The organism is Nocardioides sp. WS12, assembly GCF_014108865.1.
Classification (GTDB): domain Bacteria; phylum Actinomycetota; class Actinomycetes; order Propionibacteriales; family Nocardioidaceae; genus Nocardioides.
Genome location: NZ_CP053928.1, coordinates 1,207,171 through 1,232,051, shown reverse-complemented (window position 1 = coordinate 1,232,051; position 24,881 = coordinate 1,207,171). Strand labels below are relative to the sequence as shown.

Annotated in this window: 24 protein-coding genes; 11 read left to right on the top strand and 13 right to left on the bottom strand. The window is 69.8% G+C overall.

Annotated elements, in window-relative coordinates:
- Positions 1 to 52 precede the first annotated feature (52 nt).
- Positions 53 to 652, top strand: a complete 600-nt coding sequence (locus HRC28_RS05710; protein WP_237111834.1) for an ABC transporter permease subunit — start codon at positions 53 to 55, stop codon at positions 650 to 652.
- A 53-nt stretch (positions 653 to 705) separates the two neighbouring features.
- Entirely contained in the window at positions 706 to 1,329 is a 624-nt protein-coding gene (locus HRC28_RS05705; protein ID WP_182379185.1) for a hypothetical protein, read from the top strand.
- 82 nt (positions 1,330 to 1,411) lie between these two features.
- Here HRC28_RS05705 and HRC28_RS05700 read toward each other — a convergent pair whose 3' ends face one another.
- The 4 genes from HRC28_RS05700 to HRC28_RS05685 form a co-directional block, all read right to left on the bottom strand.
- Positions 1,412 to 3,409, bottom strand: a complete 1,998-nt coding sequence (locus HRC28_RS05700; protein ID WP_182379184.1) for an ABC transporter ATP-binding protein — start codon at positions 3,407 to 3,409, stop codon at positions 1,412 to 1,414.
- Entirely contained in the window at positions 3,406 to 5,145 is a 1,740-nt protein-coding gene (locus HRC28_RS05695) for an ABC transporter ATP-binding protein (protein WP_182379183.1), read from the bottom strand. The genes HRC28_RS05700 and HRC28_RS05695 overlap by 4 nt, the downstream gene beginning before the upstream one ends.
- Positions 5,145 to 5,729, bottom strand: a complete 585-nt coding sequence (locus HRC28_RS05690; RefSeq protein ID WP_182379182.1) for a TetR/AcrR family transcriptional regulator — start codon at positions 5,727 to 5,729, stop codon at positions 5,145 to 5,147. The genes HRC28_RS05695 and HRC28_RS05690 overlap by 1 nt, the downstream gene beginning before the upstream one ends.
- A 105-nt stretch (positions 5,730 to 5,834) precedes the next feature.
- On the bottom strand, positions 5,835 to 7,562 hold the full coding sequence (locus HRC28_RS05685) for a CocE/NonD family hydrolase (RefSeq protein ID WP_182379181.1): 1,728 nt from the start codon (positions 7,560 to 7,562) through the stop codon (positions 5,835 to 5,837).
- A gap of 131 nt (positions 7,563 to 7,693) precedes the next feature.
- Here HRC28_RS05685 and HRC28_RS25585 point away from each other — a divergent pair, with 131 nt between their 5' ends.
- On the top strand, positions 7,694 to 8,812 hold the full coding sequence (locus HRC28_RS25585; RefSeq protein WP_182379180.1) for a hypothetical protein: 1,119 nt from the start codon (positions 7,694 to 7,696) through the stop codon (positions 8,810 to 8,812).
- Here the strand turns inward: HRC28_RS25585 and pdxH are convergent.
- Entirely contained in the window at positions 8,764 to 9,462 is a 699-nt protein-coding gene (gene pdxH / locus HRC28_RS05675; protein WP_182379179.1) for a pyridoxamine 5'-phosphate oxidase, read from the bottom strand. The two genes, HRC28_RS25585 and pdxH, sit on opposite strands and share 49 nt — an antisense overlap.
- Before the next feature lie 91 nt (positions 9,463 to 9,553).
- Here pdxH and HRC28_RS05670 point away from each other — a divergent pair, with 91 nt between their 5' ends.
- Positions 9,554 to 10,657, top strand: coding sequence for a citrate synthase 2 (locus HRC28_RS05670; protein WP_182379178.1), 1,104 nt, complete (start codon positions 9,554 to 9,556; stop codon positions 10,655 to 10,657).
- A gap of 92 nt (positions 10,658 to 10,749) precedes the next feature.
- On the opposite strand, the gene HRC28_RS05665 is transcribed toward HRC28_RS05670, so the two are convergent.
- On the bottom strand, positions 10,750 to 11,406 hold the full coding sequence (locus HRC28_RS05665) for an FCD domain-containing protein (RefSeq protein ID WP_182379177.1): 657 nt from the start codon (positions 11,404 to 11,406) through the stop codon (positions 10,750 to 10,752).
- A 47-nt stretch (positions 11,407 to 11,453) separates the two neighbouring features.
- Between HRC28_RS05665 and HRC28_RS05660 the strand changes: the two genes are divergently transcribed.
- The 4 genes from HRC28_RS05660 to HRC28_RS05645 are packed head-to-tail and all read left to right on the top strand — an operon-like array spanning position 11,454 to position 16,394.
- Positions 11,454 to 12,689 carry an MFS transporter gene (locus HRC28_RS05660; protein WP_182379176.1) on the top strand — a complete coding sequence of 412 codons (1,236 nt, stop codon included), beginning with the start codon at positions 11,454 to 11,456 and terminating at the stop codon, positions 12,687 to 12,689.
- Between the two features lie 59 nt (positions 12,690 to 12,748).
- Entirely contained in the window at positions 12,749 to 13,390 is a 642-nt protein-coding gene (locus tag HRC28_RS05655) for a TetR/AcrR family transcriptional regulator (protein ID WP_182379175.1), read from the top strand.
- Positions 13,391 to 13,446: 56 nt separating this feature from the next.
- On the top strand, positions 13,447 to 14,679 hold the full coding sequence (locus HRC28_RS05650) for a lipase family protein (protein WP_182379174.1): 1,233 nt from the start codon (positions 13,447 to 13,449) through the stop codon (positions 14,677 to 14,679).
- Positions 14,676 to 16,394: a hypothetical protein gene (locus tag HRC28_RS05645; protein ID WP_182379173.1), complete on the top strand. Its 1,719-nt coding sequence runs from the start codon at positions 14,676 to 14,678 to the stop codon at positions 16,392 to 16,394. The genes HRC28_RS05650 and HRC28_RS05645 overlap by 4 nt, the downstream gene beginning before the upstream one ends.
- A 9-nt stretch (positions 16,395 to 16,403) precedes the next feature.
- Here the strand turns inward: HRC28_RS05645 and HRC28_RS05640 are convergent, their stop codons facing one another.
- Positions 16,404 to 17,060, bottom strand: a complete 657-nt coding sequence (locus tag HRC28_RS05640) for a response regulator transcription factor (RefSeq protein ID WP_182379172.1) — start codon at positions 17,058 to 17,060, stop codon at positions 16,404 to 16,406.
- Positions 17,057 to 18,178 (bottom strand): sensor histidine kinase, encoded by a 1,122-nt coding sequence (locus tag HRC28_RS05635; RefSeq protein WP_182379171.1) that lies wholly within the window; start codon positions 18,176 to 18,178, stop codon positions 17,057 to 17,059. The genes HRC28_RS05640 and HRC28_RS05635 overlap by 4 nt, the downstream gene beginning before the upstream one ends.
- Before the next feature lie 131 nt (positions 18,179 to 18,309).
- On the opposite strand from HRC28_RS05635, the gene HRC28_RS05630 reads away from it, so the two are divergent.
- A complete protein-coding gene (locus tag HRC28_RS05630) occupies positions 18,310 to 19,224 on the top strand; it encodes an ABC transporter ATP-binding protein (protein ID WP_182379170.1) in 915 nt (304 codons plus the stop codon).
- Positions 19,221 to 20,117, top strand: a complete 897-nt coding sequence (locus tag HRC28_RS05625; RefSeq protein ID WP_182379169.1) for an ABC transporter permease subunit — start codon at positions 19,221 to 19,223, stop codon at positions 20,115 to 20,117. Before HRC28_RS05630 ends, HRC28_RS05625 begins: the two co-directional genes overlap by 4 nt.
- Here the strand turns inward: HRC28_RS05625 and HRC28_RS05620 are convergent.
- Complete coding sequence (locus tag HRC28_RS05620) at positions 20,110 to 20,595, bottom strand: GNAT family N-acetyltransferase (protein ID WP_182379168.1); 486 nt, start codon at positions 20,593 to 20,595, stop codon at positions 20,110 to 20,112. The two genes, HRC28_RS05625 and HRC28_RS05620, sit on opposite strands and share 8 nt — an antisense overlap.
- Before the next feature lie 107 nt (positions 20,596 to 20,702).
- Here HRC28_RS05620 and serC point away from each other — a divergent pair, with 107 nt between their 5' ends.
- Entirely contained in the window at positions 20,703 to 21,824 is a 1,122-nt protein-coding gene (gene serC, locus HRC28_RS05615) for a phosphoserine transaminase (RefSeq protein ID WP_182379167.1), read from the top strand.
- A 67-nt stretch (positions 21,825 to 21,891) separates the two neighbouring features.
- Here serC and HRC28_RS05610 read toward each other — a convergent pair whose 3' ends face one another.
- The 4 genes from HRC28_RS05610 to HRC28_RS05595 form a co-directional block, all read right to left on the bottom strand.
- Positions 21,892 to 22,155, bottom strand: coding sequence for a hypothetical protein (locus HRC28_RS05610; protein ID WP_182379166.1), 264 nt, complete (start codon positions 22,153 to 22,155; stop codon positions 21,892 to 21,894).
- Between the two features lie 214 nt (positions 22,156 to 22,369).
- A complete protein-coding gene (locus tag HRC28_RS05605; RefSeq protein WP_182379165.1) occupies positions 22,370 to 22,675 on the bottom strand; it encodes a DUF1905 domain-containing protein in 306 nt (101 codons plus the stop codon).
- Entirely contained in the window at positions 22,672 to 23,625 is a 954-nt protein-coding gene (locus HRC28_RS05600) for a WD40 repeat domain-containing protein (protein ID WP_182379164.1), read from the bottom strand. Before HRC28_RS05600 ends, HRC28_RS05605 begins: the two co-directional genes overlap by 4 nt.
- Positions 23,626 to 23,630: 5 nt before the next feature.
- Entirely contained in the window at positions 23,631 to 24,866 is a 1,236-nt protein-coding gene (locus tag HRC28_RS05595) for an SAM-dependent methyltransferase (protein WP_182379163.1), read from the bottom strand.
- Positions 24,867 to 24,881: the final 15 nt, after the last annotated feature.

Here is a 24,881-nt window from a genome sequence, read left to right as displayed (position 1 = left end):
ACTCGGGGAACTGCAGTCGGAGTTCTGGTCGGCCACCGGGGGAACCCTGGTCATGGGCTCGATCGCCCTCGTGATCGGCGGCCTGCTCGGCCTCGGACTCGGCCTGGGCCTGTTCCTCACCCGCAAGGGCGGACTCTTCGCCAACCGCCCCGTGTTCGTGGTGCTCAACGTGCTGGTCAACTTCTTCCGGCCGATCCCGTTCGTGATCTTCGTGGCCGCCCTGCAGCCACTCGCGCGCCTCGTGATCGGCACCGGCATCGGGATCTGGGCAGCGACCTTCGCGATCACCATTGCCGCGATCTTCGGGATCAGCCGGATCGTCGAGCAGAACCTGGTGACGGTCAACCCGGGCGTGATCGAGGCGGCGCGCGCGATGGGCGCCAGCCGGACCCGGATCACGTTCACCGTCCTGGTGCCCGAAGCCCTCGGTCCGCTGATCCTCGGCTTCACGTTCGCCTTCGTGGCGATCATCGACATGACGGCCATCGCCGGCGTCATCGCCGGCGGCGGACTCGGCTCCTTCGCCCAGGTCTACGGCTTCCGCCAGTTCGACGAGATCGTCACCTGGGGCTCGATCCTGGTCCTCGTTGCCATCGTGATGGTGATCCAGTTGTCGGGCAACCTGCTGGCCCGCAAGGTGCTGCGGCGCTGAAGAAGGTCCGCTTGGCCGACAACCAATCCGCAGGCCCCGGCATCACACGAAGCATGAACCTGCACTCGCGCCGTACGCCGGCAGTCCTTGCCCTCCTCCTTGCCGGCACCGCACTGTTCACGGGCTGCACCGACAACGGAAGCCCTGCCGAGGCGAAGGACAAGGCGACCTCGACGGCCACCAGCGACCCGACGAGCACCCCGTCCACACCGGACGAACTGGTCATCCTGCCCGGCTCGATCGGTGCGGCCCGGGTCGGCATGACCCGCGCCCAGTGGACGCCGACCGGGTTGTTCGAGGACGGCGCGGTGCTCTGTGGCGGCGAGTTGATCCACTGGGCGGCCGACCCGACAGCCGAGAAGCTCCTGGTCCTGACCGACAAGGACGCCACCATCACGCAGCTGTTCGTCTCGGCCCCCGGGCCGCACACCGAGCACGGCGACATCGAGGTCGGGTCGACGTACGGCGAACTCAAGCGGGCGTTCCCGGCCATCACCCAGCCCGTCGCGGACGGATTCGGGGAGACGTCCTCGGTCTACCCGCCGTCCGAGGAGGACGGCCTGGCCTACCTCGGGTTCCTGCTCAACGCACTGCCCGGCGACGTCACCGACGCCACCACGATCGCCAGGATCGCCGTCACCGGCGGCGAGAAGCCCTACTTCCAGTACGGCTGCTAGGCCGGCTGGTCGGCGTACCAACCGAATTTGTCCTCCGAACGGGCGGAGAGGGACAAATTCGGTTGGTACGCCGCCTGCAGGCTCAGATGGAAGCGGCTGCGAACTGCGCTGCGTGGAGGTGGGCGAAGGGACCGTCCGCCTCGAGCAGTTCGGCGTGCGACCCCTGCTCCACGATCCGTCCGTCCTCCATCACCAGGATGAGGTCGGCGTCGCGGATCGTGGAGAGCCGGTGGGCGATCACGAACGACGTCCGGTCGGTCCGCAGGGCGGCCATCGCGTGCTGCAGCAACAGCTCCGTACGGGTGTCGACCGACGACGTCGCCTCGTCGAGGATCAGCAGCGCCGGCTGGGCAAGGAACGCCCGGGCGATGGTGATCAGTTGTCGCTCGCCGGCGGACAGGTTCGAGCCCTCGTCGTCGACCTTGGTGTCGTAGCCGTCGGGCAGCGAGTGCACGAAGCGGTCGACGTACGTCGCCTTGGCTGCGGCACGGATCTCGTCCTCGGTCGCGTCGGGGCGGCCGTACGCGATGTTGTCGCGGATGGTGCCCTCGAACAGCCAGGTGTCCTGCAACACCATCCCGATCCGGCTGCGCAGTTCGGCCCGTGAGAGCGCGGTGATGTCCGTGCCGTCGAGGGTGATCCGGCCTGCGTTGAGTTCGTAGAACCGCATGATCAGGTTGACCAGCGTGGTCTTGCCCGCGCCGGTCGGTCCCACGATCGCGACCATCTGGCCGGGGTGCGCGATGAGGGACAGGTCCTCGATCAGCGGCTCGTCGGGGTCGTACGAGAACGACACGTCCTCGAAGGCCACCTCGCCGCGAGTCTCCTCGCGCACGGCTTCAGACGCACGCGCGTCATCAACCGTTGCGACCACCGACGGATCCACCTCCTCCTCGGCGTCCAGCAACTCGAACACCCGCTCCGCCGACGCGACTCCCGACTGCAGGAGGTTCGCCATCGACGCGATCTGGGTGATCGGCTGGGAGAACATCCGGGAGTACTGGATGAAGGCCTGGACGTCACCGATGCTCATCGACCCGGACGTCACCCGGAGCCCGCCGACGACGGCGATGATCACGTAGTTGATGTTGCCGACCAGCATCATCACCGGCATCACCAGCCCGCTGATGAACTGTGCCTTGAACGACGACTGGAACAGCGCCTCGTTGGCTTCGTCGAAGCCCGCCTCGACGCTCTCGCGGCGACCGAAGACCGACACCAGTGCGTGGCCGGAGATGGCCTCCTCGACCTGACCGTTGAGCTTGCCGGTCTGGCGCCACTGGTTGATGAACTGGCTCTGGGAGCGCTTCATGATCCGGCCGCTCGCGAACATCGCGATCGGTACCGACACCAGCGCGATCAGGGCCAGCAGCGGCGAGATCCAGAACATCATGCCGAGGACGCCGACGACCATCAGCAAGGACGTGAGCAATTGGCTCATCGTCTGCTGGAGGTTCTGTGCGACGTTGTCGATGTCGTTGGTGACCCGGCTGAGAAGCTCGCCGCGCGGCTGCTTGTCGAAGTACGACAGGGGCAGGCGATGCACCTTGTCCTCCACGTCGGACCGCATCTGCCGCACGGTCTCCTGCACGACATCGTTGATGTAGTAGCCCTGCAGCCAACCGAGCACCTGACCGCCGATGTAGATCAGCAGGGTGACCAGCAGCAACTGGCCGACCTGGCCGAAGTCGACGCCCTGGCCGGGGATGATGTCGAGGCCGCGCAGGAAGTCGGCGAACTGACCGTCACCACGCGACTCAGCCGCGGCGATGGCGTCGGACTTGGTGGCGCCCTCCGGCAATTGCTGGCCGACCTCCTTGCCGATGTAGCCGGTGAAGACCGCATCGGTGGCCTTGCCCAGCAGCCACGGGCCGATCGCGACCGAGGCGACCGAGCCGATGCCGAGGAGGAGTACGGCGAACGCCCGGCCCCGCGCGGGACGCAGCAACCCAATCAGGCGCTTCGCCGAGGCGCGGAAGTTGTCGGCCTTCTGGCCGACCATGCCGCCCATCGGGCCGCGGCCGGGTCCGCCCTGCTGGACGATCCGCTCGGTCGACTTCATCGTCTTCGAGTCACTCATGCGACGACCTCCTCGCTCGTGATGCCCTGTGAGGCGGCGATCTCCTGGTACGTCGGGTCGTCCGCCATCAGCTCGTCATGGGTGCCGCGGCCGACGACCTCGCCGTCCTCGAGCACGAGGATCAGGTCGGCGTCGCGGATCGTCGCGATCCGCTGGCCGACGATCACGACGGTGGCGTCGCGGGTGATCGGGCCGAGGGCTGCCCGCAACCGCGCGTCAGTGGCGACGTCGAGCGCCGAGAAGGCGTCGTCGAAGAGATAGATCTCCGGTCGTCGTACCAATGCGCGGGCGATGGCGAGCCGCTGGCGCTGACCGCCAGAGACCGTCGTACCGCCTTGGGCGACGGCGGTGTCGAGACCGTCGGGCATCTCGCGGACGAAGCCCGCGGCCTGGGCGATCTCGAGCGCCTCCCAGAGTTCTTCGTCGGTGGCGTCCTCGCGGCCGTAGCGCAGGTTCGTCGCGACGGTGCCGGAGAACAGGAAGGCACGTTGCGGCACCAGCCCGATCTTCGACCAGAGCAGTTCGGGGTCGAGGTCGCGTACGTCGACGCCGTCGACCCGGACGACGCCCTGGGTGGCGTCGAGCAGCCGGGGAATGAGGTTGACCAGCGTGGTCTTGCCGGCGCCGGTGGAGCCGATCAGCGCGATCGTCTGCCCGGGGCGCGCACTGAAGGTCACGTCGCGCAGCACGGGTGCCTCGGCACCGGGGTAGGTGAGACCCACGCCCTCGACGTCGAGGTGACCGGCGACGTCGACCGACGTGACCGGATGGGCCGCCGGGATGACGCTCGAGTCGGTGTCGAGCACCTCGGCGATCCGGACGGCACCCACGGAGGCGCGCGGGATCATCATCAGCATGAACGTGCCCATCATCACCGACATCAGGATCTGCATCAGGTAGGAGAGGAACGCGGTCAACGCCCCGACCTCCATCTGGCCGTTGTCGACGCGGTGCCCGCCGAACCAGATCACCCCGACCATGGCGACATTGGTGACACCCATGACCAGCGGGAACATCAGCGCCATCCAGCGTCCGGCGCGGATCGACACCTCGGTGAGGTCGTCGTTGGAGTGGGCGAACCGGGCGGTCTCCTGCGGTTCGCGCACGAACGCGCGGACCACGCGGATGCCCGTGATCTGCTCGCGCAGGATGCGGTTGACGTCGTCGATACGGGACTGGACCGTCTGGAACGCCGGCACCATGCGCGACACCACGAACCCGATGCAGAGGAAGAGGACCGGTACGACGGCGAAGACCAGCCACGACAGGCCGAGGTCCTCGCGCATCGCCATGACGATCCCGCCGATCATCATGATCGGGATCATGACGCCCATCAGGCAGACCATCATCGCGAGCATCTGGACCTGCTGGACGTCGTTCGTCGCACGGGTGATCAGCGAGGGTGCGCCGAACGTGGAGACCTCGCGGGCGGAGAAGCCGCCGACGCGCGCGAAGACGGCCTTGCGCAGGTCGCGGCCGAACGCCATCGCAGCCTGTCCACCGAACCAGGCGGACGACATGGAGCATGCGGCCTGGACGAGCGAGACGCCGAGCATGACGGCGCCGATCTTGATGACGTAGCCGGTGTCCCCTTCGGCGATGCCCTTGTCGATGATGTCGGCGTTCAGGCTGGGCAGGTAGAGCATCGCGGCCGTCGCCGTGAACTGCAGCAACACGATCGCCGTCAGCCAGCCCTTGTACGGCGACAGGTAGGTGCGGAGCAAGCGGGGAAGCATCAGGCGTCCCTCCTCTCGACGCCGTTCAGGACGGTGTCGACGATCTGGGCGGGGGTCAGCAGGTCGTTGTCGGCGATCTCCTGGTGGGAGCCGGCGAAGGTGAGCAGGCGCCACACGTGCAGCACCTGCTCGGGCGGCAGGGTCAGGTGATCGGCGTCCGGCTCGATCAGCGCGAGCAACCGGGCGCGCACGTCCTCGAGGCCCTTCTTGAGCTCGGGCCGGTCATGCAGGTGCTGCGGCGGACCGACGGTCCCCATCGCGCGCATCAGCCCGAAGATCGCGAGGAACCGCTGCTGGAGGATCGAGGTCATCGCGAGCATCCGCTCACGCAACGGCAGTTCGACGTCGATCTCGTCGAGCCGGCGCAGCACGTCGCCGGGCTCGAAGGCCCGGGTGACCGTGGCGTCGATCAACTCCTCCTTGGAGGCGAAGACCCGGAAGATCGTGCCCTCCGCGACACCGGCGGCCTCGGCGATCAGCCGCGTGGTGACGGCACGCCCGTGCTCGTAGAGCAGCGGCCGGGTGGCCGTGATGAGGGCTTCGCGCCGGTCCTCGGGCGAGAGCGGGGCAGCGCGTGGTGGCATCTCACCAGAATAGATGAGTGAGCACTCACTCACCAACCACTATTTGCGCGACTTGGGGTTTGTGTCCCCCGACTTGGGGTTTGTGTCCCCCGACTTGGGGTTTGCCTACGGCGTGAGCGCGCTGCCGAGGTCGCTGCCCGGGAGCACGGGCACCCGCAGCCGCGCACCATCGGCCCCACCGATGCGCAGGTTGTGGATCGCGGGCAGCGCCAGCGGGGACGCGAGCGACGTACCGACGATCTGGATCCGGATCCGGTGGCCCTTCTCGAACCGGTTACCGACCGGCCACAACTCCACCTGGTAGCGGCGGAATTGGAGCGGCGTGGCCGGCGAGGTGTGGGAGTAGTCGCCGTACGGCTGGACGATCCGGCCCTGGCTGTCGGTCATGGACTTCCCGGGTACGACGCCCGGGTAGTTCGTGTTCAGCCGGCCGACCGTGAGCGGGCTGGACGTCCCGTCAGGAGCGACATCGGACAGGACGGCCCAGATGCCGGAGCCCGGAGTCGTGGTCGACAGGTTCAGGTCCAACGCGACCGGACCGGCGAGGTCGACATCCGCGTCGAGCGCGCCCGTCGTATAGGTCAGCCCGGTCACGCCGTCGATGCTGGCGAGCGTGGTCTGGCTGAGCAGCGGCAACGCACCCGCCGCACCGGCGTCGATCAGCGCGATGTTCGGGACGTCGGTCATCGTCGGCAGGGACGGGACGGTGACGTACGACGCCGTACCCCTGGTCGTCGGCGGCGTCAGCGCGAGCGCCCGTCCCGGCGCGAAGGCGAGTTCGGTCCACTCCGTACCCGGCAGCGGCCAGTCGGTTCCCCGGACGGTGACGTGCTCGCCCTTGAGGTACGACGGCCGGTCGCCCTTGGCAAGGGTGAGACTGACCCGAGGCTGGCTCTCGATGCCGTTCGCCTCGCCGCGGACGAAGTGGTCGAGCCACGCGGCGGCCTCGGCCGCTCCCCCGTCGGTGCCCACGGGCACGCCGTCGTGGCCGCCCTCCATCAGCAGGTGAGCTCCGTCGGCCCGCAACGCCCGGTAGCCCTGGAACGCGCCGCGCGACTCGACGTCGTAGAACCCGTTGATCATCAGCACCGGGATGTCGTTGGCGTCGCCGCGCCAACCGCGCTCGGCCCACCAGGCGTCGAGGCTCGGATGGGCGAGGCCGGCGTTGACCCCGGAGGTGAAGAGTCCGCCGATCACGTCGAGCGAGGAGGCGGGGTTGCGCTGCAGGCGTTCGACGCCCTGCAGCAGGGCGGGGGCACCGATGAGGCTGATCACGCCGGCACCGGGCACGAGGTTCATCAAGCCGCCGGGCACGAGGAGGTCCCGGTACAACTCGTGGGTGCCGGACCTGAGGATCGCGGCCTTCACGCACGGCAGCTCCTGGTGCCAGGAGTTGTAGAGCACGATCGCACTGGCCGAGAAGCCGTTGAGTGCCAGTCGTCCGTCGCTGAAGGGCTGCGTGCACGCCCACTCGAGCACCTCGACGACATCGCTCTGGCTCTTCGGGCCGAGCGCGTCGAACGAACCGTCGCTGCCACCGGTGCCGCGGATCTGGACGAGCAGGTAGTTGTAGTCCGGGCCGACCTCGAGCGTCTGGCTGTTGTTGCCGTACGGCGAGAACTCGACCACGGTCGGCTTCGCCTCGACGGCGCCGGTACTGGTGCCGGTAGTGGTCAGCGTGGTCTGCAACTGGACGCCGTCAGAGGTCGTGAACCAGTGGTCGACGACGACCGGCGCAGGGGTGTCCTCAGCGGCCGCCCAACCAGGTGCCACCGTGATGCCGGCAGCGACCGTGACGACGGCAAGGGTGAGTGCTCCGAGTCGGGTGCCCATGCGTTCTCAACGACAGGAGTTGGTGAGCGCTATGTCAACCCCTCCCTACCACCAATCGACAGAATCAGTTCCGTGTGACCGGTCTGGCGAATTCGGTCACACGACGGCTCGACGCGGGGGAGGATGCGGCCATGGACATGGGGCTTCCGTCTGACGAGCGCGCCACGCTACGTGCGCTCATCGACGCGACCGCGCCCGCGCCCTTGCCTGCCGATCAGGTCCTCGCGCTGCTGCAGGGCGTCAAGGGCCTGGAGGCGGAGCCGCTGGGACGTCTCGCCTATCACGCACTGACGGGCGTGGACCCCGGCACCGCCGACCCGGCCGCGCCGAGCGAGGTCCTGCCCGGCTTCCCGCCGTTCGCCGCCGAAGTACTCATGCGCGCCATCTGCGGCCCGGACCACCGGCGCCCGACCGCCCAGGCCGTCCTGATCGTGCTCGACACCGTCCCCGCCTCAGCGTGGCCGACGTCCGGGCGACCGCACGTGGCTCTGAACGGTGCGCCGGTCGAGGCTCCCGAGGTTGAGGTCGAGATCGTTGAAGAGGTGGCGGTCGAGGCGTACGTCGAACCCGAGCCCGAACTCGTCGTCGAACCCGAGCCCGAGCCGATCGTCGAACCGATGGTGGTCGACGTCGTCGGCCAGGACCAGGAGTTCCGCAACCTGATCGCGCCCGCCCGCCCGATTCCGCGGTTCGACCCGCTGTCTGACCCGTGGGAGCCGGAGCCCGAGTTCGGAGCCACGCCGGAGGCCGAGGTCGAGCCGGAGGTCGAACCGGACCCGGAACCGGTCGTCGAGCCCGAGCCAGTTGTCGAACCGGACCCCGAGCCGATCATCGAGCCCGAGCCCGTCCCGGCGCCGATCCCCGAACCCCTGCCGGTGCCCGCGCGCCCCGACATCCGCGGCATCGACCCGCCCACAGAGGGCGGCATGCACGCGGAGTTCCGGAACCTGGTGCCCGCGTCCTTCGAGGTACCCCACTTCGAGAGCCTGCCCTCCTCGGGCAGCTTCGAGGCGCTCGCCGAGGACCCGCGCATGCACACCAGCGGACGCCGACGCAGCAGCCGCGGCGCCGCTTCCAAAAGCAAGCGCGACAAGAACCAGGTCCTGCTCCTGGTCGCGGTGGTCATCGTGATCGGCCTGCTCGCGGCGGTCTACCTCGCCACGAAGAGTGCCAAGGAACAGGCGGACGACCCGGCGACGCCTCAGGGTGCGAGTCGCGTGACGTCCCAGCCGGTCGACACCCGGCCGTAGTGGACGCGGTCGTGCAGGCGCCCCTGCCGACCTTGCCAGAACTCGAACGTCGTCGGCCGCACGCGGTAGCCACCCCAGGTCGGCGGGACGGGCACGTCCTGGCCCTCGAACCGCGCCTCCGCGTCGCGGTAGGCCTGCTCGAGCTCCTCGCGGCCGCTGACCACCCGCGACTGGGGCGAAGCCCAGGCACCGAGCTGTGAACCCCGCGGCCGGGAGGCCCAGTAGGCGTGCACCGCGGCGGCGTCGAGCGGGATCGCGAGGCCCTCGACGCGCACCTGCCGTTCGAGCGGGTGCCACGGGAACAGCAGCGCGCACAACGCCTCGTTGGCCAGCGCGCGCCCCTTGCGGGACGCAGTGTTGGTGAAGAACGTGAAGCCGTCGTCGGGTCGCTCCGAGGCAACGCCCTTGAGCAACACGGTCCGCGACGACGGCATCCCGTCGGGGTCAACCGTCGCGAGGATCATCGCGTTCGGTTCGTGGATCCCGGCGGCGGTCGCGTCGTCGTACCAGCGCTGCCACTGGACCCACGGATCCGGATCGACCTCGGACTCGTCGAGCCCGGCCGCGCCGTACTCCTTGCGCAGCATGGCAAGGTCGGGCGCAGGCGGTACCGCCGTTGGTGTCGCGGGCGTCGTTGGGTCCCCGGGCATGTCCCCAAACTACCGAGTGCGGCAGAATGCCGGGTGGCCTGCGTGCCGTTGGCAACCCGAACGACGCGCCCCACGGATGAAGGAGATGTCGATGCCTGAGGTACACCACGGACTTGAGGGCGTCGTTGCCTTCGAAACGCAGATCGCGGAGCCGGACAAGGAAGGCTCGGCGCTGCGCTACCGCGGTGTCGACATCGAGGACCTCGCTGGCCGGGTTCCGTTCGAGAACGTGTGGGGCCTGCTGATCGACGGCTCCTTCACCCCCGGCCTGCCGCCCGCCGAGGCCTTCAGCCTCCCGGTGCACACCGGTGACGTCCGCGTGGACGTCCAGGCCGCCATCGCGATGCTCGCGCCGGCCTTCGGCTTCGGCCAGACCTACGACATCTCCGACGAGCAGGCCCGCGAGGACCTCGCCCGCGTCGCCGTCATGGTCCTGTCGTACGCCGGCCAGTCGGCCCGCGACCTGCACCTGCCCGTCGTCCCGCAGCGCCTGGTCGACGAGGGCCAGACACTCGCCGAGAAGTTCCTGATCCGCTGGCGCGGCGAGGCCGACCCGAAGCACGCGCACGCCATCGACGCCTACTGGTCCTCGGCTGCCGAGCACGGCATGAACGCCTCGACGTTCACCGCGCGCGTCATCACCTCCACCGGCGCCGACGTCGCCGCAGCCTTCTCCGGCGCCATCGGCGCGATGAGCGGCCCGCTGCACGGCGGTGCGCCCTCGCGCGTGCTCGGCATGATCGAGGACGTCGAGAAGACCGGCGACGCCCGCGCCTACGTCAAGAACCTGCTCGACTCGGGCGAGCGCCTGATGGGCTTCGGCCACCGCGTCTACCGCGCCGAGGACCCCCGTGCCCGCGTGCTGCGTCGGACCGCCAAGGAGCTCGACGCCCCGCGGTACGCCGTGGCCGAGGCTCTGGAGCAGGCCGCACTGACCGAGCTCCGCGAGCGTCGCCCCGACCGCGTTCTCGAGACGAACGTCGAGTTCTGGGCGGCCATCGTCCTGGACTTCGCCGAGGTCCCGGCGCACATGTTCACGTCGATGTTCACCTGCGCCCGCACGGGTGGCTGGTCGGCGCACATCCTGGAGCAGAAGACCACGGGCCGCCTGATCCGCCCGTCGGCCATCTACACCGGTCCCGCCACCCGCCCCGCGAGCGAGATCGAGGGCTGGGACAGCGCCTGGGCGAAGTAGCCCTTCCCCGCACCACTCGCGACGTCATACGAACTGGTCGCTCCGGCAGCCAGTTCGTATGACGTTGTTGCGTTTCCGGATGAGCGAGGACGTCACCCGGCGACGTGCTCCAGCAGGACGGCGCTGGCGACCGCCGCCGCGTCGACGTCACCCGCGCGGATCGCGTCGAGTACCGCGTCGTGCTCCGCCTCCAGCGCATCGGGTCCCGCGGGGGTCTCGATGCTCGCCGTGAGCGTCTCGACAAGACCGTCGTAGAGCTCGACGAGCAGCGGGTTGTGGGCAGCTGCCACGACGCCGATGTGGAAGGCGACATCAGCCGCCACGAATCCGGCCGCGTCTCCCGCAGCAAGGGCGGTGCGCTTGCTGGCCACGGCTGCGTCGAGCACGGCCAGGTCCTCGGTCGTACGACGCTCGGCAGCCAACGCGGCCGCCCTGACCTCGATGGCGTGGCGGACCTCGAGCAGGTGGGCCAGTTCGACGCGGTCGACCTGGCGGCGCATCAGCGCCTGCATCTCGGTGGCCGCAGCGACATAGGTGCCGTCGCCGCGTCGTACCTCCAGCAGACCGACGTGGGCGAGCGCCTTGACCGCCTCGCGGACGGTGTTGCGGCTGACCCCCAGGGACGCGCCGAGAACGGGCTCGGGCGGGATCCGGGTCCCGACGGTCCACTCACCGCTGGCGAGCAGCGCGCGCATCCCCTCGATGGCCTGGTCGACCAGGGAGGCGGTGTGCGTGGGGGCGAGCGGCATGGGCGTCCTTTCGTCCAATCATCCTACGTCTGTCTACACTAGTCGACATGCCGCCCACCGCGCAGCCGTCGCGCCTCTCGCACTTCCTCCGGGGACATCTCTCCGAAGGTGCCGAGGTGAGCCCGCTGACGCGGCGTCGAGCCACCGTCAGTCTGGTCGTGGCCGTCCTGCTTGTCGCGTTCAACCTGCGCATCGCGGTCACCAGCCTCGGCGCAATGCTCGATCGCCTCGGCTCGATGGGCCTCTCTGCCACCACGCAGGGGGTGCTGACGTCCCTGCCCGTGCTCTGCTTCGCCGCCGTCGGCGCCACCGCCATGATCGTCACTCGCCGCGTCGGCGTGGACCGCGGCCTCGAAGGTGCACTGGTCCTGCTCGCCGCCGGCCTGGTGCTCCGCGTCGTCGACGGCACCCCGGCCCTCATCGCCGGCACCCTGGTCGCCTGCGCCGGCATCGCCCTGGCGAACGTGCTGATCCCCGCGATCGTCAAGGAGCACTTCCCCACCCGCGTCGGCGCCATGACCGGCGCCTACAGCGCGGTCCTCTCGCTCGGCTCGGCCTTCGGCGCCGCGCTCACCGTCCCGATCGCCAACGCGACCGGCAGCTGGCGCGTGGGACTCGGCATCTGGGCGGCCCTCGCCGTCGTCGCTGCGGTCGCCTGGGCGCCGTACTGCCGGGGACGCAACAAACAGCGCTCCACCGCCCGCGGCACCTCGATGTGGCGCAACCCCACCGCGTGGGCCGTCACCGTGCTCTTCGGCACCCAGTCGCTGTTCGCCTACGTGATGATGAGCTGGCTCCCGAGCGTGTACGTCGACGCCGGCTTCAGCGACGAAACAGCCGGCCTGTTGCTGGCCGTGAGCATCCTCATCGGCGTCCCGTGCTTCTTCATCGTCCCGAGCATCGCCGGCCGGATGCGCCACCAGGGCCACCTGGTCGCCGTACTGACGTCGCTGACCGTGCTCGGCTGGCTCGGCCTGTGGCTCGCGCCGGCCGGCGGCGCCTGGCTGTGGGCCGCGCTCCTCGGCGTCGGCGGCTCGGTCTTCCCCGTCGCCCTGTCCTTCTTCGCACTGCGGACGACCTCGTCCGTCGACACCGCCGCGCTGTCGACGATGGCGCAGAGCATTGGCTACCTGCTGGCCGCCAGCGGCCCGTTCGTCGTCGGCGTCCTGCACCACGCCACTGGCGGCTGGACGCTGCCTTGCGTGCTGCTCGCGGGTCTCGGCGTGATCCAGCTCGGCACCGGCTACCTCGCCGGACGCCCGGTCCGCATCGGCGCCCACTGACCCCTTTCCGACAGGGCACCTTTTCGGATAGCGTCGACCTCGGAACAGGGAGGCGCCCGATGGAGACCACTTCAGCTCGACGGTACGGCGGCCAGTCGGCCGAAGAACGCGACCACAGTCGCCTGGTGCGCCTGAGGGCAGCAGCCCTCGACCTGTTCGGCACCCACGGCTACCAGGCGATCTCGATCGACCGGCTCTGCTCGACCGCATCGGTCTCCACCCGGCACTTCTACCAACAGTTCAGCTGCAAGGAGGACCTCCTCCTCGACCTCTACGGAGCCATCACCGCCGAGGCCTACGACGCGGTCGCCCAGTCCCTCGCCACGACCGAGGGCGAGGACTTCCGGCGGCGCATCGACGCCGCCGTCCGTGCCTACCTCCGACCTGTGCTCGCCGATCCCCGGACCGCCCGGATCGCGTTCGTGGAGATCGTCGGCGTCAGCCCGCGGGTGGAGCAGAAGCGGCTCGACTTCCGGGCGACCATCGTGGCGCTCGTCGAGGAGGAGGGACGCCAGGGAGTCGCCCGACGCGAGATCGACCAGCGGGACTTCCACTTCCTTGCCCTGTCCCTGAGCGGTGCCATCAACGTCGTGGTCCATGACTGGATGCTCCAGCGCAAGCGGGCGCCGGCCGAACGGCTCGAGGACCAGTTGTGCGCACTCGCCGTCCACCTGCTGACGGGCGACGCGACGCCGATCTGAAAAGCCATCCGAAAAGGCATCTGGCTGGCCGCCCGGATGCCACCTACGCTCCGATCATGCGAAAGACCATCATTTCGCTTTGCGAGCTGCTTGCGGTTCTCATCGCTGTCGTCCTGCTTCCCCCTGTCGCCATGGCCGAGCCCGTGCCCCTCCCCGAGGACGATCCCTTCTTCGCTGCGCCGGCCGACCTGGCGTCGTACCGACCGGGCGAGGTGATCGCGTCACGGAAGGTCCAGGTCAAGGCGTTCGAGGTGCCCGTGCCCGCCGCTGCGTGGCAACTCGTCTACCGGACCTCCGACCGCGTCGGGACGCCGACCGTCACCGTGACGACGGTGATCGTGCCGACGGCTCCGTGGAGCGGTCCGGGCACGCGCCCCCTGGTCTCGTACCAGACCGCCGAGGACGGCGTCTCGACTCGCTGCGCACCGTCGTACGCGCTGACCGCCGGTGGCCAGGGCGGCCTGACCGGTTCCTATTCGGAGACTCCGATCATCGTCACCGCCCTGCTCCAGGGCTGGGCCGTGTCGGTGCCGGACTACGAAGGCATGCAGTCGCAGTTCCTCGTCGCCGACGTCGCCGCGAAGGCCGTCCTCGACGGCCTCCGCGCAGCCCGCCAGTTCACCGCTGCCGGGCTGCGCGACGCACCCGTCGCGATCTGGGGCTACTCGGGAGGAGCGTTCGCCACGGCCAACGCGGCGCAGCTCCAGGGTGCCTATGCCCCGGAGCTGCCGATGCGGGCCGTGGTCCTCGGGGGACTGCTCGGCGACGTCCGGGCGACCATCGATGCATTCGACGGCAGCATCGCCGGCGGAGCGATCCCGATGGGCATGCACGGCTTCGACCGGGCCTATCCCGCGATCGGCATCCAGCAGTACCTCAACCCGCTCGGCCGGCAGCTCTTCGAGACGATGCGGGACGACTGCCTGTTCGACGCCGTCCCGCGGCGCCCGTTCCTGCGGATGCGTGACATCGAGAGCATCCCGAACGCCCTCGACACCCCGGCCGTGGCCGCGATGCTGCGTGAGAACAGTCCGCGCCATCGTGCGGGAACTCCGACCGCACCGGTGTACGAGTACCACACGCTCCTGGACGAGTTCGCTCCGATCGGACCCGCGAAGGACGCGCTCCGCAACTACTGTCGGGGCGGCGTCGCCGTCCAGCAGGACGTCAAGCTGCTCGGCGAGCACCTCACCGAGATCGTGCTCGGCGTCCCGGGAGCGATCGGCTATCTCCGCGCCCGGTTCGCCGGGAAGCCTGCGCCGAGCAACTGCGCCGGGCTGCTCCGGTGAGCAGGCTCCGGGTAGCTGTTGCGACCGCCGCAACCGGTGTCCTGACGACGGGGCTGCTGGTCACGGGCTGGACGACCGCCGGCCCGGCCGCGCCGGCCGTGGGCACCTGGTACGTGAAGGCAGGCGCCACGACCTCCGCCGGCACCGCCACCCAGCCGTTCGGTTCGCTCACCCAGGCGGAGAGCGCCTCACGAGCCGGCGACACGATCGTCGTCCTGCCCTCAGGCGGGGTCCTGGACGGCGGCATCCAGCTCAAGTCGGGCCAGACCCTCCAGGGCTCCGGACCCTCCGTGTGGACCGCAGGTACGACGGCCCCGCGGCTCACCAACACGACCACCCGGTTGGCGGGGGACGCCGTCCGGCTCGCCGACGGGACCACCGTCGCCAACCTGCGCTTCACCGGCGCGCGCCGCGGCGCCGTCTACGGCGTCGACGTGACCGGGGTGCACATCGCGGGCAACGACGTCTCCGGACAGAACGCCGACTGCATCGACGGCTACCTGATCCCGCCCTTCATGGCGCCCACCAACCTCCCCGGCATCGGGATCCCGATCGCGAACGGGCTGCAGAACGGCTGGGCCGGCATCATGGTCGACGCCTCCAGCCGACAGGACGTCGCCGTGAGCATCACCGGGAACCTGGTGCACGACGCGATGTGTGGAGATGGCATCGACGTACGCCTTTCCGGAACGGCCACGGGTACGGCGACCATCACCGACAACACCGTCCGCTCCCTGCGTCAGGGCAAGGACTTCCGCTCGGTGCTCGCCATCGGCCTCCAGGCGCGCGACTCGGCCCGGCTCCGGGGTCTCGTTCACCGCAACACGCAAGCGCTGCTCGGCAACCCCGACGACCTCAATCTCGCGGTCGAGGGCGCCGACTCCGAGGGCGTCTTCCTCAACGCGGTCGGACCGGCCCAACTGACGGCGACGGTCACCCACAACACGTACACGAACGAGCACGGCTGGGGCGGCTTCTCGGCCAACGGCCTCGAAGCGGTGACCATGGGCTCAGGCGCGCGGCTGGACGTGCTGGTCCAGGACAGTTCGTTCTCGGGCTCACCCGGCGACGTCATCGAACACGGGGGCCTCGGCACCGACGCCGTGATGACGATGACGCTCGAACGGGTGACGGCCGAGCGTTCCACGGGCATCGGCAACACCGTCGTACTCCCGTTCAACAACGGCGACTGCGTGCTCGCCGGAAGCCTCGGGGCACGCAACACCATCCGGCTGGCCGTGCGCGACAGCGTGCTGCGGCGCTGCGCGAACAACGGCCTGTCCCTGGGCAGCAACGTCGTCAACGGCAAAGGACCGACCACGGAGATCACCGCCACGGTCGACGGATCGACGATCACTGACAACCGCGGCGCCAACATCGGCATCCGCAACTTCACTGCGCTCGAGAAGCTGTCGGTCAAGGTGCAGCGCACCGACCTCTCGCGGGCCGGCGGGCTGGGCTCGGGGATCGCCGACTTCTCCGCCGAGGACCTGGGTACGACGCGCACCCCGGTCATCGACATCGGCGGCGGACCGCTCGGCAGCATCGGGCAGAACTGCCTGGTGGGCGGCCTGCTGGCGGCCAACGTGGTGAGGTACGACGTCTCCGCGCGCCACAACTGGTGGGGGCGACCGGGAGGACCGGCCCTGTTGCGGACCCTCACCCTCGGCGGTGTGCTCGACACCTCCGCCCCCCTGCCCTCCTCACCCTGCTGACCCGCGAGGTCAGCGGCGCAGTCCCGATTCGATCGCGAACACCACGAGCTGGGCGCGGTCGCGGGCCTGCAGCTTCACCATCGCGCGGCTGACGTGGGTGCGGACGGTGTCGGGGCTGACCACGAGTTCGGCGGCGATCTCTCCGTTGGAACGCCCGGTGGCGACCCAGCCGAGGATCTCGCGCTCGCGCTCGGTCAGCTCGCCCAGGCGCGGGTGCGGGCTCTCGGCTCGGCTCGATCCGAAGTGCTCGATCACGCGACGCGTGACGGACGGGGCCAGCAATGAACCGCCCTCGGCCACCACGCGGATCGCGTCGAGCAGAGCGACCGGCTCGGCGTCCTTGAGCAGGAAGCCGCTGGCGCCGTTGCGCAGCGCTTCGAAGACGTACTCGTCCAGCTCGAAGGTCGTCAGCATGACCACCTTGACCCCGGCGAGAGCAGGATCCGACGCGACCTCGGCGAGCAGGGCCAGTCCGTCGAGCACCGGCATCCGGATGTCGCAGAGTACGACGTCCGGCAGTGTGCGACGCAGCAGAGACAGGCCTTCGCGCCCGTCGGCGGCCTCCCCCGCGAGCTCGAGGTCGGCCTCGGACGCGATCAGGGTCGCCAGACCCATCCGCACCAGCGGCTGGTCGTCGATCAACGCGACCCGGATCGGCGTACTCATGCGGGGAGATCCGCGACAACCTGGAAGCCGCCGTTGGCGTGGGGCCCGACGTGGAGGCCGCCGCCGATCCCCTCGACCCGTGCGCGCATGCCGCTGATGCCCATGCCCTCATCCTGCACGTCTCCCCCGCGACCGTCGTCGGTCACCGACAACACCACGAACTCGGGTTGCTGCGCCCAGGCCACCTGGGCCCATGAAGCCCCGGCATGGCGGAGCACGTTGGTCAACGCCTCCTGGACGACGCCGTAGGCGGCCGCCCCCGATGCGGCGGGCAGGTCACCCGGGTCACCGACGACGTCAACGGCAAGCCCTGCCGAACGCACCCGATCGATCAGGGCGGGGATCGCGTCGAGGCCAGCGGCCGGGCGACGCGGCGCCGGCTCCCCCGCGATGGTGGCCAGCTCGGACCGCAGCGCGTCCAGCGCTTCCTTGCTCGTCGCCCGGATCGCTTCCAGGCTCTCCCGCGCCGCGACCGGATCGCGGTCGAGCACGTGCAGCGCGACACCGGCCTGCATGGCGATCACGGCCAGTCCGTGGCCGACGCCGTCGTGCAGGTCCTGCGCCATCCGGAGTCGTTCCTCGGTCGCGGCACGGCCGACCCGTTCGGTGTGGGCGTCCATCCGACTGCGTGCCGCGGTTGCGATCGCACCGGTGGCGGCCACGATGGCCACCGCCCCCACGGCCTGCCAGAAGTGCTGGTGGCCCGCATCCCGCTCCCACCACGCCCAGCGACCGGCGAGGCCGAGCGCGACCAGCACGAGGGCCGGCACCGCCCAGCGGATCCAGCCCGCGACCGGCGTACTGATCGCCACCACGAACGTGACGGCCGGCAGGGCCAGGAAGATCGGGCCGTCGGAGTAGCCCGCCGCGAAGTACACAGCAGTGAAGGCACCCGAGGTCAGCAGGAGCGCACCCGCCGGCACCCCCCAGCGGTGCGCGAAGCCCGGCACCACCGTCGGCAACATCGCGGCCGTGGCGAGCAGGACGGCCACGGGCACCGGGCCCGGCGATCCGATCGCCTGGTTCGCGGCCGCCGTACCGACGAACAGCAACGCGGTCAGCACCCACGGCCACACCCGCAGGCTCGCGGTGAGGGCAGGGGTGGGTGCTGAGGTCATGCTCCGAGGCTAGAGGGATCCGCCCCCGTCGTCGTACGACGACAGGCAGCATCGCCGTACGCAGAACTGCGTACGCAGCGACCGCCTGCCAGCGGACGCGTGAACGGCTCCGGCACCGCAGAGTTGGAGTCATGGAAACGAACCTGAACCCGGTGGTCACCACCGATGCGCTGACCAAGCGGTACGGCGACCGACTGGCCGTCGACGGCGTCAGCATGACGGTGCAGCGCGGCGAGGTCTACGGCTTCCTCGGCCCGAACGGGGCCGGCAAGACGACCACGCTGCGGATGATGCTCGGTCTGATCCGGCCCACGTCCGGATCGGCCACCATCCTGGGCCGCCCCTCCGACAAGCCACACGCCGCGACCTCCGTGGGTGCGCTGATCGAAGGGCCCGGCTTCTATCCGTACCTCTCCGGCCGCGCGAACCTGCGCACCCTCGCTCGGCACCGCGGCTTCGCGGAGACCGAGGTCGAGCGGGTCCTCGAACGCGTCGACCTGGTCGACCGGGGCGAGGACAAGTTCAAGGGCTACTCGCTCGGCATGAAGCAGCGCCTCGGCGTCGCTGCTGCGCTGATGGGTGACCCGGAGCTGATCGTCCTCGACGAGCCCACCAACGGCCTCGACCCGGCCGGCATGGCCGACATGCGAGCGCTGATCGTCGAGCTCGCCCGCGGCGGCCAGACCGTTCTTCTGTCCAGCCACCTGCTGGCCGAGGTGCAGGAGATCTGCCACCGCGTCGGTGTCATCAACGGCGGTCGCCTGCTGCGCGAGTCCACCGTCGCCGACCTTCGCGGCGGCATCTCGCTGCGGGTCCGAGCCACCCCGGAAGCCGACGCGCTGGCGGTCGCGATGCGGATGGCCGGCGACGACGGTGTCCGTCGTACCGACGACGGCGCCCTGCTGCTCAGCCTCTCCCCCGACCGCGCCCCCGACGTGATCCGTGCCCTGGTCACCGCCGGCGCCGACGTCCACGAAATCACCGCTGCCGAGCGCAGCCTCGAAGAGGTCTTCTTCGAGATGACCACCAAGGAGTCCGTGTCATGAGTACGACGACCAGCACCGCCGCGCCCGCAACGACGGGCCTGTTGACGGCAACCCTGCACAGCACCCGCGCGGAACTGATGCGACTGCGTGCCTGGCCGGCCGCGTGGATCACGCTCGGCGCCTGGCTCGCGCTGAGCGTGATGTTCGGCTACTTATTCACGTACCTCTCCTACACGAGCGGCGACCCGGGCTTCGCCGACGAGGGCACCACCCAGGCCGAGCAACTGGCGCGGATGCTGCCGGACGCCGTACCCGATGTGTTCCTGCAGGGAATGCCGATGTTCGGCGGTGCGCTGATGATGGTGCTCGGCGCGCTGGTGGCCGGGAACGGCTACGGCTGGGGCACCTGGAAGACGCTGTTCTCCCAGGGCGTGCGCCGCGGCCCGGCCGTGATCGGCTCGGTCAGCGCCCTGACCGCGGTTGTCGTGGGCACGCTCGTGGTCACCCTCGGCCTCGACCTGAGCATCTCGCTGCTGATCACCGCCAGCGAGGGACAGGACGTCGTGATGCCGTCGTTCGGCTCGGTGGCCGAGGCATTCGGTGCCGGCTTCCTGGTCCTGGAGATGTGGGCCGTCCTCGGCTTCGCCCTCGGCACCGTGGCCCGTGGCCCGGCGCTCTCCGTCGGCCTCGGCCTGGTCTGGGCGCTGGTGATCGAGAACCTGCTGCGCGGTGTCGGGACGCTGCTCGGCTGGGTCGAGACGCTGACCGAGTTCATGCCCGGTACGTCGGCCGGTTCGCTGATCGGTTCGATCGTCGGCGTCGGGTCCGGCGACGGGACGCCGGGTGTCCTGGACACCGTTCCGGCCGGTCAGGCCGCGATCACGGTGGCCGTCTACATCGTGCTGGCCGTGGTCCTCAGCCTCGCCCTGGTACGACGCCGCGACGTCACCTGATCCGCTTGCCGTAGGACCGGGCGAGCACGTGGCCCGCGTAGAAGCCGAACACGGGGATCTCCTCGTAGCCCTCACTGAGGTACAGCGCGATCGCCTCGGGCTGCATCGTCCCGGTCCCGAGCAGGAGGGCATCGTGGCCGGCCGCCGCAGCCGTCGCTTCCAGTTCCGCGAGGATCCGGCGGGCGAAACCCCGGCCACGAGCCTCGGGTACGACGTACATCCGCTTCAACTCCGCTGCGTTGGTCGCCCCCAGGGCCTGCTCGGAGGATCGCCGCCAGGCGCCGGTCACGACCGGCGTCTGGCGGTCGTCGTACCCGACCAGGAAGAGGCCGTTGGGTGCGTCGAACTCGCGCAGGTCCACGGCGCCTTCGTCCGGGGAGCCGTAGCGCTCGGCGTACTCCAGCTGGACCCGGGCGACCAGCGCGACGGCATCGGGGTGGTCGTAGCCGACGGCGCGCAGCTCCAGATCGTGGTCCATGACGGCTAATGATTTATCACCGGTGTGATGCGGCTGTCACACTGGAGCCATCTCTGACAGCGTCGTCAGCCTGCCCCTCCGCTCACTCTGATGAGAAGGTTGAACTCGTGACTGACGCGATCGTGATCCCCGCCGACATCAAGCCCGTGGACGGCCGCTTCGGCGCCGGCCCCTCGAAGATCGCTCCCGGCGCCCTCGACGCCCTTGCTGCGACCGGCACGTCCCTGATGGGCACCTCGCACCGCCAGGCGGCCGTGAAGAACACCGTCGGTCGCGTGCGCGACGGCCTCGGCACGTTCTTCGACCTGCCCGAGGGCTACGAGGTCGTCTTCGGCAACGGCGGCGCGACCGCGTTCTGGGACATCGCCACCTTCGGTCTGATCCGCGAGAAGTCGCAGCACCTGACCTTCGGCGAGTTCTCGTCGAAGTTCGCCAAGGCCGCCGCGGACGCTCCGTGGCTCCAGGCGCCCTCGATCATCAAGGCCGACCCGGGTTCGCGCCCGGTCTCGGTCGCCGAGGACGGCATCGACGTCTACGGCTGGGCGCACAACGAGACCTCGACCGCCGTGATGGCGCCGGTCATCCGCCCCGCGGGCATCGCCGACGACGCGCTGGTCCTGATCGACGCCACCTCGGGCGCCGGCGGCCTGCCGGTCGACCTGAACGAGGTCGACGTCTACTACTTCGCGCCGCAGAAGTGCTTCGCCTCGGACGGCGGCATCTGGTTCGCGATCATGTCGCCGAAGGCCCTGGCCCGCGTCGAGGAGATCAAGGCTTCGGGCCGCTTCATCCCCGCGTTCTTCGACCTGCAGACCGCGGTCGAGAACTCGCGCCTCAACCAGACCTACAACACCCCGTCCATCGCGACCTTCTTCCTGATGGCCGAGCAGCTGGACTGGATGAACGCCAACGGCAGCCTCAAGGGCATGGTCGAGCGGACCACCGCCTCCTCGGACGCGCTCTACGGCTGGGCCGAGAAGACGTCGTACACGACGCCGTACGTCGCCAACGCCGAGGACCGCTCGCTCGTGATCGGCACCATCGACTTCGACGACAACATCGACGCCTCGTCGATCGCCAAGGCGCTGCGCGCCAACGGCATCGTCGACACCGAGCCGTACCGCAAGCTGGGCCGCAACCAGCTCCGCGTCGCGATGTACCCGGCGATCGACGCCTCGGACATCGAGTTGCTCACCGCGTCCGTCGACTACGTGGTCGGCCAGCTCTGACGAACTGCCGAAAAACGACTTCAGGTCATCTCCCCCACGCGGAGATGACCTGAAGTCGTTTTGGGAGTCAGGCGAAGGTGTCGACGCGCAGGCCCACCGCGGCGACGAGTTCAGAGCGGGCGCGGCCGGAGACGGCACCCGGGGTGGCGAGGACCTGGGCGACGGTGCGCTCGAGGTCCTTGTGCTGGTGGAAGTGCTCGAGGGCGGCGGAGCGCCACTCCTCGACGTCCGGGCCGGCAGCCTGGACCCGGGGGCCCGACCGCAGCAGGGAGACGGCGCAGAAGCACGCGAGGACCATCAGGAGGAACGCGGAGGTGAGTTCGAACGGCATGGTCGTCTCCTTTCAGCAGTACCGGGGGTTCGGTAGCTGAACAACGACGCCAGTCGGCCAAGGGTGACGATCGGTCACCAGAATAGGGACTTCGTCCCGATGGGCGGCGTGAAAGATCGCACCTGGGTGGCGTTTCAACAGCGAAACGGGCCGACAGGGCGTGCGACATCCCACGCAGGTGCGATCTTTGACGGTGGGGCGGCACCGGCACCGATCAGACAGTCCGCACCTGCACGCGGCACGAGCCACCCTCGTCGAGGCCCTCGGCCGTCCGTACCGCCTTCTTGATCGGCAGCACGTAGGTCTTCTCCTCCGCACTGGGGAACACCGAGGTCCGCCACGTGGTCGAGCCGATGGTCACCTCGACCTTCACGCTCCCGAACCCCTTGCCGGGCACCGCCTCTGCCTCGATCGCATCGGACGCCTCGAAGGGCAGGCTGACGAAGAACCAGGCGCCGCTCTTCTCCTCGTCCTTGGCGGCCCAGCGCCAGAGTTCAGCGGTGAAGACGTGCTCGGTCATGGCCGCGGCCGCAGCGACCGCAGCAGGACGGCGATGATCGCCACACCGGCAACGCCGCCGAGTGCCCACGGCCACAGCGAGCGGTCGTCGGCGGCCGTCACCGGGACGGCCTCGCTCGACGAGTCAGGGGTCGGCGTGGGTGCGGGGGACTCATCCGTCGGCTCGTCGATCGGCACCTCCACCCGGAGCACCTCGGAGTGCGCACCCTCGGAGCCGATCAGCACTTCACCCGACTCACTGACCGCGATCCCCTCGCCCTGCTGCTGGGACGGGAGGTCGACCATCGCGACCCGGTCGAGGTCCGGCCACGTGTAGACCGCAGCCTGCCCGTAGTTGCGGAGCACCAGGTGCTCGCCGTCGGGGAAGAACGCGCCGTCGGTCGCGATGCCAAGCACCTCGTCGACTGCGGTCAGTTCGTTGCGGCCCGTCTCCTTCAGGTCCTCCGGAGCCGCGTAGAGCCGGCCGATGAACTCCTTGGCCACCACGAACACCTGCCCGGTCTTCGGGTGCACCAGCAAGGACTCCGCGTCGTGCGGGCCGTCGGGATAGACCAGGTCGTACGTCGCCGCGTCGACCGCCTGGTTGCCGCGACCGAAGGGCACGCGCGCGATCTCGATCTCGCCGCGCTTGGCCTCGTTGTCACCGATGTCGCCGACGTAGACCTCGCCGTTGCCGGCCGGGGCGAGCGCCTCGATGTCGCGGGCATCGCCCTGCCAGCGGGTCACGCCGACGGTGTCGCCGGTGGTCGGGTCGACCGTGAAGATTCGGTTGCTGTCGCCCGAGTCATTGACCGTGACCACCAGGTCGTCACGGGCGACGAGTCCGCTCGACTCGACGATGTCGGGATCGGTGTAGCTGAAGACGACGGCGCCGGGCACCGGTTCAGCCGCAGCACCCGGCATCAGGAAGCCGATGCCGAAGGGCAGCGCCAGCAGGAGCAGCTTCTCCATGCAGGTCAGGCCTCGCGCGTGGGAGCGTGGCCGAGCAGTTCACCGAGACGCGGCTGGATCGCCCACGTGGCCACCAGGTCGTCGTACTCCGCGACGGCGGAGCCCTGAGCCTCGCCGGTGCGGATCGCCCGCAGCAGGGTGTTGCGCGGGGTGTGCTGGCTATCGACGAACTCCATCACGTCGACGCGGTAGCCCTGCTGGCGCAGCAGCAGCGAGCGCAGCGCGTCGGTGAGGGTGTCGGCGAACCGTTCGCGCAGGATGCCGTCGCGGACGAGGGCGGAGTACGGCGCCGGGGCGGGCGTACGACGGAGCTGGGCCGCGATGTCGTGATGGCAGCAGGGCGCAGCGAGCACCAGCGGTGCCTCCCAGGCGACGGCCCGGGCGAGGGCGTCGTCGGTGGCGGTGTCGCAGGCGTGCAGCGCGAGCACGACATCCGGTGGTGTCGTGAGCGCGACGTCGCCGATGGTGCCGGCGACGAACTCGGCGTCGATCCCGAGCTTCGCAGCGACCGATGCGTTGTGGTCGCGGGACTGCTCCTTCACGTCCACACCGGTCAGCCGGACCGGCAGACCGCTGCGCCCCGACAACATCCGGTGCGCAGCGAAGGTGAGGTAGCCGTTGCCGCAGCCGAGGTCGACGACGTGGAGCGGCTTGTCCTCGGTCGGCTTGCGCAGGTGTCCCTTCGCGCGGGCGTCGGCGACCGAACGGTCCAGGATCCGCAGGAAGTCCTCGACCTGGCGGTACTTCGCCATCCGGCTGGGCTTGATCCGGCCCTGCCCGTCGGTCATGCCGAGGGCAGCGAACACCGGGTCGTCGGCCGGGAGCATCCGCTCCTTGGCGCGGTCGTGGCTGTGGTCCACGTCGTTGGTCGAGCCTGTCGAGACCGCCGAGGCCCGTTCGTGCAGGGCCGCGTCGCCCTTCTTCGTCACCCGCAGGGTCAGTTCGTGCTCGGTGGTCTCGACCGTCCAGTTGCCGAAGGGTTCGGCCAGCAGGGTGTCGACCGCGGAACGGGCGGCCTCCCCGGCGAGGTGGTTCGCGGTGTGGGCCTGGGTGGCGTCGTACCGCACGATCTGGAGGCTGCGGCCGGCCTTGAGGTCCACCCAGCGCAGTTCGACGCGTCGCCACGGCGGCACCGCCGTACGACGGCGCCCCGACCCGACCGCGCGGATCAGGCGCTCGGACAGCAGGTCCTCCGCGACGCGGGCCAACCCGGTTTCGAGGGACGCGGTCGTGCTGCTCACAACGCCGCCAGCACC

Coding starts and splice junctions, on each gene's coding strand:
- HRC28_RS05705 (WP_182379185.1), top strand. CDS start 706: ATGAACCTGCACTCGCGCCGTACGCCGGCAGTCCTTGCCCTCCTCCTT.
- HRC28_RS05635 (WP_182379171.1), bottom strand. CDS start 18,178: ATGACCTCAGCACCCACCCCTGCCCTCACCGCGAGCCTGCGGGTGTGG.
- HRC28_RS05665 (WP_182379177.1), bottom strand. CDS start 11,406: ATGCCGCTCGCCCCCACGCACACCGCCTCCCTGGTCGACCAGGCCATC.
- HRC28_RS05700 (WP_182379184.1), bottom strand. CDS start 3,409: ATGAGTGACTCGAAGACGATGAAGTCGACCGAGCGGATCGTCCAGCAG.
- HRC28_RS25585 (WP_182379180.1), top strand. CDS start 7,694: ATGGACATGGGGCTTCCGTCTGACGAGCGCGCCACGCTACGTGCGCTC.
- pdxH (WP_182379179.1), bottom strand. CDS start 9,462: ATGCCCGGGGACCCAACGACGCCCGCGACACCAACGGCGGTACCGCCT.
- HRC28_RS05685 (WP_182379181.1), bottom strand. CDS start 7,562: ATGGGCACCCGACTCGGAGCACTCACCCTTGCCGTCGTCACGGTCGCT.
- HRC28_RS05600 (WP_182379164.1), bottom strand. CDS start 23,625: ATGGAGAAGCTGCTCCTGCTGGCGCTGCCCTTCGGCATCGGCTTCCTG.
- HRC28_RS05655 (WP_182379175.1), top strand. CDS start 12,749: ATGGAGACCACTTCAGCTCGACGGTACGGCGGCCAGTCGGCCGAAGAA.
- HRC28_RS05610 (WP_182379166.1), bottom strand. CDS start 22,155: ATGCCGTTCGAACTCACCTCCGCGTTCCTCCTGATGGTCCTCGCGTGC.
- HRC28_RS05640 (WP_182379172.1), bottom strand. CDS start 17,060: ATGAGTACGCCGATCCGGGTCGCGTTGATCGACGACCAGCCGCTGGTG.
- HRC28_RS05710 (WP_237111834.1), top strand. CDS start 53: ATGGGCTCGATCGCCCTCGTGATCGGCGGCCTGCTCGGCCTCGGACTC.
- HRC28_RS05630 (WP_182379170.1), top strand. CDS start 18,310: ATGGAAACGAACCTGAACCCGGTGGTCACCACCGATGCGCTGACCAAG.
- HRC28_RS05670 (WP_182379178.1), top strand. CDS start 9,554: ATGCCTGAGGTACACCACGGACTTGAGGGCGTCGTTGCCTTCGAAACG.
- HRC28_RS05605 (WP_182379165.1), bottom strand. CDS start 22,675: ATGACCGAGCACGTCTTCACCGCTGAACTCTGGCGCTGGGCCGCCAAG.
- HRC28_RS05620 (WP_182379168.1), bottom strand. CDS start 20,595: ATGGACCACGATCTGGAGCTGCGCGCCGTCGGCTACGACCACCCCGAT.
- HRC28_RS05690 (WP_182379182.1), bottom strand. CDS start 5,729: ATGCCACCACGCGCTGCCCCGCTCTCGCCCGAGGACCGGCGCGAAGCC.
- HRC28_RS05695 (WP_182379183.1), bottom strand. CDS start 5,145: ATGCTTCCCCGCTTGCTCCGCACCTACCTGTCGCCGTACAAGGGCTGG.
- HRC28_RS05650 (WP_182379174.1), top strand. CDS start 13,447: ATGCGAAAGACCATCATTTCGCTTTGCGAGCTGCTTGCGGTTCTCATC.
- HRC28_RS05625 (WP_182379169.1), top strand. CDS start 19,221: ATGAGTACGACGACCAGCACCGCCGCGCCCGCAACGACGGGCCTGTTG.
- HRC28_RS05660 (WP_182379176.1), top strand. CDS start 11,454: ATGCCGCCCACCGCGCAGCCGTCGCGCCTCTCGCACTTCCTCCGGGGA.